At 56.7% G+C, this 13,903-nt stretch carries 14 protein-coding genes; 6 read left to right on the top strand and 8 right to left on the bottom strand.

The genetic code is table 11. The annotated features are described in order from the left end of the window. Window positions 1-281: 281 nt before the first annotated feature. On the bottom strand, window positions 282-1,997 hold the full coding sequence (traI, locus tag JO965_RS46590) for a TraI/MobA(P) family conjugative relaxase (protein WP_203447988.1): 1,716 nt from the start codon (window positions 1,995-1,997) through the stop codon (window positions 282-284). Beyond that, entirely contained in the window at window positions 1,994-2,296 is a 303-nt protein-coding gene (locus JO965_RS46585; protein WP_203447986.1) for a MobB mobilization protein, read from the bottom strand. Before JO965_RS46585 ends, traI begins: the two co-directional genes overlap by 4 nt. A gap of 523 nt (window positions 2,297-2,819) precedes the next feature. On the opposite strand from JO965_RS46585, the gene JO965_RS46580 reads away from it, so the two are divergent. The 5 genes from JO965_RS46580 (at window position 2,820) to JO965_RS46560 (ending at window position 5,846) form a co-directional block, all read left to right on the top strand. Continuing rightward, a complete protein-coding gene (locus JO965_RS46580) occupies window positions 2,820-3,194 on the top strand; it encodes a hypothetical protein (protein ID WP_203447984.1) in 375 nt (124 codons plus the stop codon). 237 nt (window positions 3,195-3,431) lie between these two features. Next, on the top strand, window positions 3,432-4,130 hold the full coding sequence (locus JO965_RS46575) for a protein mobD (RefSeq protein WP_203447982.1): 699 nt from the start codon (window positions 3,432-3,434) through the stop codon (window positions 4,128-4,130). After that, a complete protein-coding gene (locus JO965_RS46570) occupies window positions 4,127-4,843 on the top strand; it encodes a hypothetical protein (protein ID WP_203447980.1) in 717 nt (238 codons plus the stop codon). The genes JO965_RS46575 and JO965_RS46570 overlap by 4 nt, the downstream gene beginning before the upstream one ends. A gap of 390 nt (window positions 4,844-5,233) precedes the next feature. Further along, window positions 5,234-5,491: an antitoxin Xre/MbcA/ParS toxin-binding domain-containing protein gene (locus tag JO965_RS50000; protein ID WP_203447978.1), complete on the top strand. Its 258-nt coding sequence runs from the start codon at window positions 5,234-5,236 to the stop codon at window positions 5,489-5,491. A gap of 10 nt (window positions 5,492-5,501) precedes the next feature. Continuing rightward, window positions 5,502-5,846: an antitoxin Xre/MbcA/ParS toxin-binding domain-containing protein gene (locus JO965_RS46560; protein ID WP_246777340.1), complete on the top strand. Its 345-nt coding sequence runs from the start codon at window positions 5,502-5,504 to the stop codon at window positions 5,844-5,846. A gap of 285 nt (window positions 5,847-6,131) precedes the next feature. Here JO965_RS46560 and xseB read toward each other — a convergent pair whose 3' ends face one another. The 6 genes from xseB to JO965_RS46530 form a co-directional block, all read right to left on the bottom strand. Continuing rightward, window positions 6,132-6,353 (bottom strand): exodeoxyribonuclease VII small subunit, encoded by a 222-nt coding sequence (gene xseB / locus JO965_RS49995; RefSeq protein ID WP_371827050.1) that lies wholly within the window; start codon window positions 6,351-6,353, stop codon window positions 6,132-6,134. A gap of 15 nt (window positions 6,354-6,368) precedes the next feature. Further along, entirely contained in the window at window positions 6,369-7,880 is a 1,512-nt protein-coding gene (locus JO965_RS46555; RefSeq protein ID WP_203447977.1) for an exodeoxyribonuclease VII large subunit, read from the bottom strand. A 159-nt stretch (window positions 7,881-8,039) separates the two neighbouring features. Then, window positions 8,040-8,537 (bottom strand): hypothetical protein, encoded by a 498-nt coding sequence (locus JO965_RS46550; protein WP_203447976.1) that lies wholly within the window; start codon window positions 8,535-8,537, stop codon window positions 8,040-8,042. A gap of 1,135 nt (window positions 8,538-9,672) precedes the next feature. Continuing rightward, the gene (gene repC / locus JO965_RS46545) at window positions 9,673-10,509 is read right to left on the bottom strand and encodes a replication protein C, IncQ-type (protein WP_203447975.1); all 837 of its coding nucleotides are present in this window, start codon (window positions 10,507-10,509) and stop codon (window positions 9,673-9,675) included. Further along, window positions 10,506-11,444: a helicase RepA family protein gene (locus JO965_RS46540; protein WP_203447973.1), complete on the bottom strand. Its 939-nt coding sequence runs from the start codon at window positions 11,442-11,444 to the stop codon at window positions 10,506-10,508. Before JO965_RS46540 ends, repC begins: the two co-directional genes overlap by 4 nt. A gap of 984 nt (window positions 11,445-12,428) precedes the next feature. Next, window positions 12,429-13,025, bottom strand: coding sequence for a hypothetical protein (locus JO965_RS46530; protein ID WP_246777339.1), 597 nt, complete (start codon window positions 13,023-13,025; stop codon window positions 12,429-12,431). Between the two features lie 661 nt (window positions 13,026-13,686). Here JO965_RS46530 and JO965_RS46525 point away from each other — a divergent pair. After that, the gene (locus JO965_RS46525; RefSeq protein ID WP_203447970.1) at window positions 13,687-13,890 is read left to right on the top strand and encodes a hypothetical protein; all 204 of its coding nucleotides are present in this window, start codon (window positions 13,687-13,689) and stop codon (window positions 13,888-13,890) included. Window positions 13,891-13,903: the final 13 nt, after the last annotated feature.

Raw genomic sequence — 13,903 nt, 5'->3', positions numbered from 1 at the left:
AAGCTCTGCCGCAAGAGGCATCCATCTGCGGCACCGGCCGATCCCTTGCTTGCTATATCAATCTCGCGCTACCAATCCCGGGACTGCTGGCAAGCTCCTCAGGCTTGCTCTCGCCTGGCTCTGTCGCTTTAACTTCCTGAGGCACAAGCGGTACGTGTTTGTTGGCCCGACCAGCTATCAGATCCTGTGACCTCACAGAGGATCGCTCTGCGGACCTACCTCAAGAGCACGCGTGAGTCAGAAAGCGCTTCGATGACAGTCGCGATAGCACCGTCATTGCGTCATAGATCCAGTCCGCCTGTCTGCGTCCTTCCTCCGCCTCGAGCCGGAATTCCAGTCGATCCGTCGCGCTCACGTTTAGAGTGAGGATCCGCCTCACGCATAGCCGAGCCCTTTTCCGTTGACTGAACTCTGCGAAGACGATGACGCTCCACTGCTACCGCCTCTTCCAAGCCCTCGCCTCCAATCTCGAAGCCGTGCACTGCCGCTAGGCGAACTACTTGTCCCTTGAAGGCTGACGTTCCATGGACAGTGAACGAACCGTATGTCTGCTGCGCCATTTGAAGCGCAGCCAAAATGCTGACCAGATCCAGGTCATGCACGCGGACCTCGGGTCCTTTGTCGATGAAAGCTACACGCTGGTTGGACTTCCAACGGTAGCGAACGTCGCGGCCGACGACTTCTGCGTTGAACTTCTGCAGGTTTCGCGGGTGTCTCTTGGTATCATCCCTCTCACGCCCGCGGAGGATACCCGGTGCGCTATTCCTCTGATGGTAGTCCGTAACCACGTCGTCTGCTCCCTGTCCGCTCAGCCATTCGGCATAAGGTGGGAATCTACCCTGGAGCACTTTGAGCTCGAGGGAATGGCGCCCCTTCATCTCACGCTTAGCGACCGCCTGGTCCGCGGCGATTTCTGACCGGAGGGCATTCAGTAAATGCCCTCGGTTGTGCCAGTCCCCTTGAAGGAGTTCGTCGCGGGAATGCTCCTGAGCCTGCGCAAGCCTCTTACGCTCCGCTGCATGACGTTCCCGAATTTTCTTTCTTTCGACTTTTCTTTGCTCATAGAAGGCCAGCCGCTCCGCGGCGTATGTTGCGTGAAGGTCGGTCGGTCGGAGGCTCTTCGGAGCAATGGCAACCAGCGTTTGGGCTTCACTGGGTGGCTCTTGGTAAGCACCGAAGCGATTTTCGAGACACGATAACGACGCCTGCCGAAGCACCTTGGATGCTCGGACCGCAATCTCGCCGACGAGAACCACGGCACCGCCGCCGGATCGTCGGTAGCGGAACCCAGCAGCCGCCAGGGAGACGTGGAGTTCCGCCCAGCCTGATGCCTTGCGGATGAGAGGCGCTGCCCTTTCCTGAGCCATGCGCTGAGCCGACTCCAGTCCGGCATAGTGCTCGAAGTCGGCGGCCCGATAGTTCAGTTTCGGCTCATCCATCTCGATGGGATCGAACGGCGGACTAGACCGAATGATCCCGTCCGAGTCGACATGGTACAGTGACCTGTCTTCCGAGAGCCAGCCTTGCACCGCCTCGATGCGGGCAATCGCCATGTGGCCCGCCTTGAGGTCGAAGCCCTTGTTGATCTTGATCACCCGCTCCGTGTCAGGATCGACGCGATTCACGACGATATGAAGGTGAACATTTCCGGTGCTGCCATGCACAGCGTAGAGCGCCTGGTGGCTCTCAAGCCCAATCTCCCTGAGGAATATAACGGCTGCCTCGTCCAACTGCCCGATGGTCGGCCGTTCGCTCTCCTGCCATGACAGGATAAAGTGCGTGCACGGATTCTTGCTGCGCGCTGCGGCATGGGCAAGGCTGATCATTTCGGCGCGCTGTCCCTGCTCGGTCGCCGTGAGGAAATTCAGCGCACCAGTGTGGGTAACTTTCTGCGTGAGATCGTTGTTCCCCGCTTTCGTTACATAGAGCAGTAAGTCGCGTACCGAAGCAGCTCGGCTCTTGGAATGTGACTGGTCCTGGGGGCGCTTGACGATCATCGCACCACCCGCTTGATAGCATCGACAGCCGTGGTGACCGCAGCCTCGACCAGCTTCGGATCAGCCGCCTTGTCCTTGAGGATTTGCCTCAAGAGCACCACGATGCGCCGCAGCTCCTTGATCACGACATAGACGGTCATGGCCTCGACGCGACGACCGAAGATAAACCTGCGCGCGATCTGAGAGACCGTCAGGCCACACAGCTCCGCATCATGTCGCAACTCCACTTTCTCCTCGGCAGTCATGCGCACGTTGACGACCGCGCTCAGGCGCTCCCGACCAATTTTTTGGAAAGGCATAGGTGAATCTCTCTGCTGTCAGTTTTTTACGGCTTTATCAGGCGCTGCTTCAGCAGATCACCGCGGCGGCAAATTACGGGCCGAACCTCTATCGGAACAGCGTAGCGCCCGACGGCGCACGAACTGCGGAACTATCACGCCAGTCAATTCGGCCGCCTTGCACAGCTTCGACGCTTCATCCGGTGTGAGATTGATATCGACGACAGATAGTGATGGTTTGAGACCTGCTTTTTCCAAGGGCATGTTAGTCCTCTGCGATGAAACCCAAACGCATCGCATCTCATTCCGTCACCAGGATTGACAAACCCGGCTACCGGAAACCCGAGGGCGAGATGTGAAGCGCCGGATAGCGGGTCATCCTGTCAACACATGCGCTCTGCATGTGTGTGACAAGGGCCATCCTGCTACCCGAAAATCACAGAAGAGATAACTGCGGAGAAAAAGTTTTTTGTCGTGCGATTTGCTCACCCTATCTGCGCTCAGTTATAATTTCAAGCAGTTAATCAGCAAAGAAGGGCAGCAGATGAAGAAAGTTTCTGTAGATATCATCGCAAGACTCGGAAAGCAGCTTGACGAGACGCCTGTTAAATCTCCGGAAGCCAAAATGGTGAGCACGGCGGAGGCTGTGCGGAAGCTCAGAGGTTCGATTCAGGCACTGCGTGCGCGTGGATATACGCTGGATGAAATTGCCGAAATCCTCAGCGAGGGGGATCTACCGATCGGCGGCAAGACCCTGAAAACTTACCTTTCACCGAAGAAGCGAAAATCGACTGCTAAGAAAACGGTTCGGAAGCGTGCGAGCCAAACTGGAGGTAACACTCCTGCGACGCCAAAGAAATTACCCGAGACACGCCCGGCAATCGGATTTGAAGTCCGGCCTGACCGAAAAGAAATCTAACGGTAACAAAAGGTAGCCGCGGAGTTCGCGACACCTGAGGCGCGAGATGAGCGCTATCGAAAGCCTTACCACGGCTATGGTGTTGAACGGCATTATAGCATCGGCGGATACGCCAAGGGCAATACAGAAGAAACCCTGCGCTCCTTAGTTAGAGACGATTTCGAACCAGCTTTGGGGTCAATGCGGTCTGTTCCGAAGAGCGAACCGGTAATTCATGTTGACAATAGGAGATACAAATTGGCGAAGCGAGAAGAAGACATGTTCTACGTTGGTGGATCAAAAGGCGGTGTTGGTAAATCGTTGACGTCCATCGCTGCAATCGACGCCTTTCAGAGACAAGGACGACGGATACTGCTCATTGATGCTGACGAAGCTAACCCAGATGTGCTGAAAGCATACGAGTCACAGAACGATACGGTCACGGGTTATGCCTTGAACCTGAACGACAAAAATGAGTGGGCGAAACTCATAGATATCATCGAGCAATATCCAGATCATGTTGTCGTCGTCAATTCGGCGGCTGGAGCTTTGAAAGCAGCGATGGCTAGGGCGGCGATGCTTCAGAAGGCGCTTCCGGAATTGAATCGTACGCTGACGATCCTATGGCCAATTAATCGTCAGCGCGACGGGCTGGAGGCTGTGGCCGACTTTCTCGAAGTGCTGGACGAAGTAAAAGTGCATATCGTTCGAAACGGTCATTTTGGCGAGGAGCATAAGTTCGAGCTCTACAATTCCTCAAAGCTCCGGCAAACCATTGAGGCCAGAGGCGGGAAATCGTTACTATTGCCTGAACTCGCAGACCGGGTCGCCGATGAGATCTATACCAACCGCGTCGCGATCAATACCGCAGTTAAAACCATGTCAACCGGAGCGAGAGTCGAGTTGATCCGCTGGCGTGACGAGGTTGAAGCCATGTTTGCGGAGATCCTGGCATGATGCGGGCGGAAGAACGACTTCAGCAACTTTTAGGGCGCGAGCCGACTGATGAGGAGCGCCAGCGGATCGTGCGGGCGCGAAAAACCCTCGGCATCGGAGACAATGACGCGTTATGGGACGTGATGGTCCTTCTGGAGCTTCACCGAACCTATCACGAGCGGATTCCGGGAGAGCTCGGTGCAGTCCTGACGAAAGCGCTGGGGGAGGCGAAAGTCACCGCGGACAAGGTCATGGCTGCGTCAGTTGAGAAAACCAAAGCCGACCTGCGTAAGGCTGTCGTGGACGTTGCGCGGGAGGCAGCGACTGCGACATCGCGCGAGAAAATACTGAAGACGGCAATGGTCCTCACGACTGTCATAGTCACAGGCATGGCCGCGTCAGCCTCCGCAGGATGGGCTTGGGGCAAGCACTCTCCCTATGCAGGCTCGGAGTCGGCAACCGACGAGGTATTGAAACAATGGGCACTCTCGACCACCGGTCGGAGAGCTTATCACCTGTCGACGCTCACGAGCCTGTCGAAACTGACCGACTGCTCGGAGCCTGGGTGGCAACGAAAGCCAAGGTATGATTGGACGGCGCCGGATGGAAGCGGCTATGGCAATGGAGTGGTCTACTGCTTTCCACATGAATACAAAGGCAGCGTCCACGGATGGGTGATCGAGAAGTTGCCGCCGCGGCCTAATCCAGTGAAGCCTCCAGCTACCCTCTTTTGACGAGCAGAGTCATCCTTTGGAGAGGCATCGTGGAGACCTGGATAAGTCTCCGTGATTGTTCTCTGACGTAAATCGAGAAATTATTCGACAGCGAAAGCAGATGTCGCAAATGACGACAAAGAGTGAGTTCGAACAGGTACCGTATGACGACCACGCAAGAAAGCTCGACGACATGCGGGATGAGCGTGACGCTGCTGAACGGCGCGTATCAGAGTTGAGGTGCCGGATGCGTACCACCGAGATAAAAGTGGAAAGCTTAGAGTTGCTCCTCGACGATTATCAACGTGAACTAGTTCGGTTACGTTGCCTTGCGTCGTACTCCAGGGAGGAACGGCTCCGCGAGGACACCATTGCCTTGGGCGTGAGAGTTCTCAGACGTCTACGCCGCTGATGAACGAATTCATCGATCGAGCGATTGCGGATCTCCGCGAAAGGATTGCGAAGCTGGAAGCTCTGAAAGGGGCCGAGCCGGAGGTTATGGAGACTTTGGCCCACGTCCGGCGGATCTGGAGCGATGATCGCGCCTGGATTTGGCTTCTCCGGCATAACACTGTGTTGGGCGGCTCACCAATCGACCTCCTGTTGCGTGGCCAGGTGGAGCCGGTCCGGACCCTGTTGGTCCGTATCGAATATGGCATAGCGTCATAGGGAGCGCATCTTGGCAGACTTCACTCGACACTTCATGGAAGCGTTCACTGAGGCAGTTGCAGAGGCGATTGCCGAGCACCACCGGGCCGGCCGCTCTGTCTACGGCACAGACGCCGATGGAGACCTTTGTGAATTTCCGCCGGAAGGGCCCCTGAGGAAGCTCAGCGAGGTTGAGGTCGAGATCGTCCTCCGGGTGGTTGACTGGGCCGGCTCGCTTGAGCAGGCCTGGGCTTGGTACCGGAGGCAGGCGTTGCCCGGATTTGGGGGCCTGACGGCTGACGAGTTAGTCAAGCACGGTCGAGCCGAGGCTGTCAGATCCTACCTGGACCGCGTCGGGTCCGGCGGGTTTGCATAACCTCCTACTGACTGCAAGCCATAGCACATCGCCGAGCCGCATCCGTTCTCGGACCAGTCTCGATCTCCGGTCATCGGTGTGCCAAGCGTGGCTGGTCTTTGTCGCTTCTACAACGAAGACAACTGACGTGAGCCTACAAGCGTTCTTGGGATATGGGAAAGCCTATAGCGGGGCGCTGGTTGTTGAGGAATTCGGGCTCATCGGATAGGCAACATGGGAACGCGCAATACCCGATTGGCCCTTATTCACTCTTCGACCAACGTTCCGCAGAAACCTTTGGACCGATCAACCGCGCCCTATCTGAGACCCTAGTTCGGTTCGGACTGCGTCAAGCCGGGTCCGGCAAATCTCGTAGGATTCCATCGCTCTTCGGGTATCCTCGAGCAGCATATCAATATCAGCTGGTCCGCTGTTCCGGAGTCGGTTGGCGATCTCCTGAAGGATGCCATAGTGCTTGGCGTAAAGTCCCGCAGCGGCGGACTGAGCGTTTTCGTTTTTGTGCAACATATCTTGGTACCTTTATCAAATGGGACAAATAGTTGTTTTCTCGCAGCGGACTGTCACTACGCCGTCTGCAAGAGTTAACCTGAGTGGGGCCGTACTAATCTCGGCAGCATGCCGGATCGGTCGGCGGTTAGGATCGAGAACGAGGGCAAACCCGCGCCCAAGAGTGCCTTCGACGCTGAGGGCCCGGATCTCCCTATGAAGGCCCTGCAGGGCAAGATCGGCGCGCTCCAGGGCCGTCTTCACTAGGCTGGCGATCTCGCGTTGCAGTCGGTCAAGCTCCCTGCCCTCCCGATCAAGCGTGATCCGAAATAGTCCACTTGGACTGAGGGGCGCCCGTGTCAGGTCAGAATCGCTTAGATTTCCAGTTAGCTCACACATCAAACGGTCCAGATCTATTCGACTCTCACTCAAGCGGGTCTGCAGGAAGCTCTGGCAGGCGGCTACGGACTGTCGCGCGGAATCGATTTGGTGCTCTTGTCGTTGGATGCAGTCTCCAGCACCTCGCAGGATCTGATCCCGCAGGTCTTGCAGCAGGTGAGATTGTCGTCCGATGTCACTATCGGCGGCTTTGCGGATGGTCCGGTAGTCAATCATGACCTGTTCGGCCCGGTCGCGGATGAGGTTGAGCACCAGTCCAATCGCTTTGCTCGGAGTGTCCGTCGATCGCCAGGCTACATCATCGAGCAGGGTGTGGTCCGTCGCGTGACCCAAGCCCGTGATGACCGGCACTGGAAAGGTGCAGATCAGCCGAGCGACATCATCGAAGACAAGGGAGGCCAGTCCTGCTGAGTGCCCGCCACCCCGCACGATGAGGAGCACATCGAGCCCCTCCCCTCGAGCTACCTCCCCTGCCAACGCCAAGGCGGCGCAGAGTGATTGCCGAGCACCAGAGCCCTCGAAGCTCGCCGGGAACGATAGCGAGGTGATGATGCCGGCACGCTCCAGCCGTTCAAGTTCAGTGAGAACGTCGGCATAGCCAGCGGAGCGCTCAGGGTGAACGATGCCAATGCGCAGAATGTCGGTCGGTGCCTGTAACTGGCGCTGACGACGGAAGACTCTGTCCCTGGCGAGTTGGAGGCGAGCCTCCTCCAGGACTTGGTCCAGCGTGTCGGTCGCAGGGATTGGCTCCAGATCCAACACGGTTGCCTGCAGATGCCTGCTCGGATGGAACGTTGGCTTGATCTTCACCCAGGCAACGCTGCCCCTTAAGGCCTCAATGTCGAAGGCTTCTCTGATTATTTCACCCATTTGCTCGACAACCGTGGTTGGTAGGAAGCCACGGAGCCGGGCACTGGTGGACGGGTTCTGAGCGTAAGGCTCAATCAGGTCCAGGTTGTAGCCTGAGCCACCGCGGGAGATGGTCAGGATGACAGCCTCGACCCAGACCTCCTCCGGTAGTCCTGACCGGATGACTTTCCCCGCCTCTGCCGTGAACTGCGATAGACCCCACCGTGGGATCGGACGTACCTCATCGTTCGGCGTTTCCACATCTATGGATACTCGCCGGTCGGGTTCATGCATCCTCATGCATGATGCTCCTATTGTTCGTTGTTGGTGCCGGTTCCCTGCCCTACCCGATCCGCTATGCTGCGACGGTAGCGCTCTTCTTGCGGGTCTGCTGGACCGGTAATGATGCAGCGAATTTGGTCGGTTCAGTGCTCAAGACGGCTCGTCCTCGCGAGAGGCTCAGGTGAGCTCGGGCATCTTCCAGGGGATAAAGGTGACGTAGTTAAAGGTGATAAACAGCATCGTTAGAGACTTCTGCACTGAGATGCGCATCTCCTTTGGCTCTTTGGTGTCAATGTCATAGATCAGGCAACAACTCTGGCCTGTATGGTCAGCTCGGGTCTCAACCCACATCGATTCGATGTCCAGGTGGCCGGGTGTATGAGTGACCACAAAGCTGCCGATCCGGTGCGAAGCGGGCATGTTCAGGGTGAAGGTTTTCTGCTTTGCCTCGTCATCGAATCTGACGTCGCCGATGCCGGCCGCGTGCCCCTTGGCACCTGGGCTACGCCCGGTGAAGACGCCTTTGAAGGAGATACGGGAGCTGGGGGCGATTGGGATCAGCTCGATCAGCCGGCGCGCATCGCCGACTGGGAATGTCAACCCATCGGCCACAAGCCGGTCCAGGATAGCATGTGCCTCCAGCCGATATTTCAGATCAAGTGTGTATTCATTCATGATAGATGGCAGTTCAGCGACCAGCCGCGATCCACTTAACCATGGTGCTGCAGCTGACTGGTGAGAGGATCCAGCCTTGAGCTGCTGTGCTCAGGCCCGATTGTTTACTTAAGGGATTTTTCGTCTTCTTCCCTCAAAAGCGACAATCTTCGTTCAACTCTTTCCCAACTGTGCGGATCATGGCCCGGACTATCCACCGGCGAAACATCAGGCATGGCTAGCAATCCACCTGCAGGCCAACTTAATTAATTACCTTCCACTCATCCACGCGTCTGTAATGGTGTGCTTCATCAGCATCCATCCAAGGGGTTGCAAGAGCCACACATTCTATACGGCATGTGTCCTCTTTTGGTTCTCGCTGAACATCGAGACCAGAGACTGCACCATCGCGGTTCCGGCGGACGATCCACGCGTGCCCCGTATGAAGAGCGGGGACTTCGCTTAGCCTCGGCGAACCTGCGGATGACCAAGGTGTCCGCGCTATAGCGACCACGACGTCAACAGTAACAGCATCGAACGACAGTGTCTGCCGAAGCGCTTTGGTCGACAACGACCTTAACCTCAACTAGCCGGCCATGTGGAGGGGTTTTTCGTGTCGGTAGGGGTGCGACGGAGTGAGGATGGTGTTACAGGATGTAGCAGAGCGTGTCGCGAACGAACTTTAGTCACTCTCATTATCATGCATTCTGTCGCACCCGCGCGAAGCGCAATACGCTTTGGGCTATCCTTCGGGGCCAGGCGCCCGAAGGCGCCGGGCACTAGAACTCTTAGAGTTCTTAGAAGCAATGACGCCCATAAAAATTATAATTAACTTTCAATGATTTAGTGTGTTGAGTGCTAGGAGAGCGCCAGTGAAATCACGATAAGGCGACGGGGAAAACACGATAGTACGCCGGAGAAATCACGATAGAAGTGTTTGTCAATTTTCCACTCCAAATCGTCATACTTTGCCGATGGATATGTGTTTTGCGACAGTGTCGAAGCCATTTAAGGCATACTGACGCCTCCGCACAGCGTGATATTGCCTCAGATCATGCGACCGTTGCGATAGAACGAACCCAGCGGGTGGCATAAGCGCCGGCGAAATCACGATAGTTGTGCCCTGCCAATCGGCAGGGCACTGGTTTAGCGAAAGCTAATTGCACTGCAGCTTCGGCCGCCCGATGTGACAATGGGATTCCTTGAGATCCCTTCCTTGCCAACCGAGGCGTTCAATGATTTCGACGATCGCTCTCCGAATATAGGTTCGACGATCTCTCATCATTTTTGGTGTCTTACTTGACCCATACACCCGGGTCACTAGGGCGTCGATTTCAAACCTTGCCCATTTCCCAAGCCGAATGCGACTCGACAGGTAGGCGTGAAGCAACACAGCCGCATCGGTACTTAGCGCCCGCGTTTCGATCAGGGAGAGACGCAGGTGCTGTTCGCAAATACCCAGAAGGTACTGGGACGCAAGCGGGGAGAGAACAACCGTCAGCTCTTTTAACTCCTTATCGAACTTGAAGCTGAGTAACGAACACCCACCCATCTCCTCTCCTGTCTCATTCTTTATGGAAATCGAGACGTGAGAGAGCCTGTGAAGTCCAGATCTCACTGCATCGTAATCATCCTCAGAGCGACCGCGGCCGAGTTCTTGAAGCAACCGGTACCCGCTCGTCGTTACGACAAGCGCCTTCCGTACACTGAGCCAACTTGCCATGAACAGATTGTCGAACAGCTGCTTGCTGTCACCTGCGGTTGTTGCATTAATCTCCACCTTATCGAGACCCGCCATCGCACAAAGGGTTGCAAATAGCTTCCAGTCTGATGCGTCAAGCAAAAATGGAGACACATAGGTGTAGGTAGTACCATCCCACAAGATGCTCGCTTTTGTGGCTACTAACCGGGAGTCCGAGCACCTTCTGTGAGAGCGGAATAATCCGACTTGGGCAATCGTAATGTCCGTTAGCGCGAATTCTGTTTTGATCATGGGAGTTTCTGCCCTAGGACTTTGGGCGTGTAGGAGAGCACCCCGCCCTCGCCGCGCTTGAGCCAGCGCTCGTCAGGCGGCGAGCAATAATTGACTTTCGTGAGCTCTAGACGGACGTAGGAGCGCCGCTTGGCTTCGTCACCTTTCGGAAGGAGCTTCCGAGCCTCTTCCTTCGACATGCCAATGAGGTTTGCCTGCCAGCGGGCATTATCGGTGATTGCGGACGCGCCCCGGGCAGCTTGTTGAGCATCCCCCTGGCCATTCAGTGCCGTCGATTTGCTGGTGTGGTGTAGAAGGATGCCTGCACACCCCACGCGCTTTGCGGTGCCTTCAACAATACCTACGACAGCTCCCATATCGCCGTTGTCACTTTCACAAATTCCACCCGTCGCAATGCAGCGGTTCAAGGTGTCAAGCACGAGAATGCGTGGCGTGACAGGCATAGCCATGAGCCTTGCCTCCAGTGCCTTGAAGCTATCATGCGGAACAATCAAGCCGTTCCTTCGAGTCGCAATTGCAAAGCCCTCTCCCGGCATCGCAAAGAAATGGGCGTTCTCAGCAGCTCTCTGAAAGACTTCCGGAGGCAGGTCTTTCCGAAGACTTTGCCCAATATGATGCAGGCGCCCCTGTAAAACGTCTTTCGGATCCTCAATGCCGACGTAAACCGCAGGGCCAGGTTCAATCTCCGCATTCCAGATATGGCCAATATCAGCGCCTGCAGCAACAGACAGGCAGCTCATCGCAGCGAGAACCGATTTTCCAGTTGCACCTGGCGAGACAAGGACACCTATAGTACCCATCGGCAAGCCGGGAAGCACGAAGTCTGGCGGGGGCGGCATCGTCGTGAATGCACTCATCAAGTCAATGCCGAATGCTTCGAAAGAGCTTGGCGTCCAAATTGGTGTTGTGTCAGGAACAGGGGTGACGATGCTCATTTCGTCTCTCCCTTTGCGCGCGTCGTCCTAACCCATTCAAGCACCAAATCTATGTCGTAGCGCGGGTGCCCGCCAGGCACTGGAACGATCCTAGGAAGACCAGCTTTCTCCATTCGCTCAATTGTCTTGGTAGAAACACCCAGGGCTTCGGCGATTGTCGCACGGGTTACGAGTGTAGACTTATTCTGTAAGGTCATTTCCATCTCGAGAGTTCGGATTTTTGAGATGGCCTGGGCTCTTTGCCTGTATTGTGGAAACCCAATACGGGGAAGCGACCTCTCAGCTCTAAGCCAGGAGCTGCGCATTATTCGTCAAGCGGGGTAAATGCTGAAATACCTTACCGCCCAGAGCCCGCGTCGGCAGGTGACGTTGGAGCATCGGCATCAAAAGTAGATTTGTACTTTTGAGGTCAATCCGATGCGTTCGGTCTTGCTAAGCGTATCGTTTAAAGCGGAAAACCGTATCCAACTTTCCGCACGATACGCTAGCACCTGCTACGGACGGGGCTCACGGGTGCTGACCGTCGCGATAGTCTTGCAACTATGCCCTGTAGATAGTTGGCAGCGACGGCCGCTGTCAAGTTCTGACCCGATTCGCCTTCGTTTGCTTCACTTTTTGCCGATTCGAATCGGGTGGAACTCTCTGGATATGGCTTATTTCGCGAGCTAACGAGGCGAGCAGTTTGTAGGATGGCGGAGGTCCCGATATCCCGACCGGCTGAGACGCTTGGCAATTTGCTCGGGATTTTGAAAGGTCGCGGGCTCCAGAGTCACACTCTGTAGTGATTTCCCCAGCTGCGGATATCGACAAGCTCGAAATTTAGCACTGGCTGAATCTCGCTGAACAGGTCCCACTCAGTAAGCAGACTGTAGAACCAAGCCGCCGGCAGGTTGGCTCCGGTGCGACGCGGTGGAGGGCGCTTATGGTGTGACGGGCAGGGTGTCAGGCACGTGATGATCCTCTGCAAATAGAGGCTCGCTATAGCTAGAGGGCCAATCCCGAGACCCCGCCGGCGCGGGCCACGAGGGCGATCCGGATGCCGGCCCGCCTGACGAGTGGGCGGCTCCGCCAAGTCTCCGCAAACTTGCGGAAGACAGGCGTGTCCGGCACCGCTGCGACCACGATGTCATCGGCAGAGACGTCGACCAACAGCGCCTGTCCGAGAGCAGCGGTGAGCAATGCGTACTCCGGACCTCCAGGCTTTCGGACCAGCGGACCCCTCTCGCATTGGGCAATGACGCGGCGGCCGTCGACTGTGGTGACCACGCCACCTCCGCCCGGCCGCGAATGCACCCGGATGGTCTTGTCACTACGCCGGTAAGCACCAGTCCAGGCATTCCGGCCGACCTGCGGCTCCTTGATCTGCTCCCATCCCGTACCGGCCATGAAGCGGCCGATGTTGAAGGCCACCGCGTCGCCGACCTTGATGCTGGCTCCGTCGATCGCGACGCTGGCCATTGCTCCCGAGGCGGGTAGCGACAGGATGAACTCGGCCAGCCGCAGGGCCACTTCCGCGTCCGACATGCGGGCGGCCGGAAGGCCGAGGTCCGGCTGGGTCTCGCCTTCCACAAGTTCGGACATCGCAGTGCTCATCTTGTCGGTCATCCCCCAGCTATGCCGGCCTCTGCATGATTTGAGAACTACTGGGGCTGTAACCATATGAGAGGCGATGCCCCGCCGGAGGATCCCACCCGTGTGCAATCGCAAGCTCCAAAGCTAATTTTCAGGAGCTACGTTGGACCTTGGGCGTGTTGCTGAACTCTGTTCTGGAGCTGGTCCTGTGGCGTGTGGTTCACCCTTGGCCTCGCCAGCGGGCCTCAAGGGTTCGTCCGCCGTCTGCTCGCTCCGAGGCCGCTGGACTGCATCCGCTGTAGCCTGTTTCTGAAGCCTGCGCTGCCGCCAGGCCTGCAGCATCTCTTGCCTCAATCCTGGTCTGGGTTTTGGAAGGGTCCGCCAGATCGTTAGGGTGAACGCCTTTCCCACGGCGAGCACAAGAGCTATGCCATACAGGAAGATGGTCGGCGAGAAACGCTCGTCCATGCGGTGTCATCCTCTCAGCCGCGTGCATTGTTGAAGCTCTGATCGCGGTGTAACAAAGACCGAAGTGCGGTTCTCTCGCTCCGAAGTTTGCGACCAAAGTCTGTCTTCCTCAATCCTGCCGGTTGCTAAGGATAGGCGACGATGAACACGCCTCAAGAGCTCCCATATCGATCATCAGAGGCATCGACCACGAATGCTGACCATGAGACTGCTCCAGAAAGCCCAGACCTACTTCCGCAAGCCCGAGTTGCCGCCCGAAATCCAGCGGCAAGCAGTTGCCCATGATGAGCAAGCAGGCAGCTCACGTTCGAAGCGCGCCCAGATCAGGAAGGTGCTGCGCCAGTACGAGAGAGGCAGTCTTAAGGAAAGTGAAGCTGTTGAAGAACTGCTCAAGATCCTGCGCTGAAACCACTCCAGCT

It is taken from the genome of Microvirga sp. VF16 (assembly GCF_016864375.1).
Lineage (GTDB): Bacteria > Pseudomonadota > Alphaproteobacteria > Rhizobiales > Beijerinckiaceae > Microvirga.
Note: the sequence above shows the minus strand (reverse complement) of the source record. Positions and strands in the feature narration are given on the sequence as shown.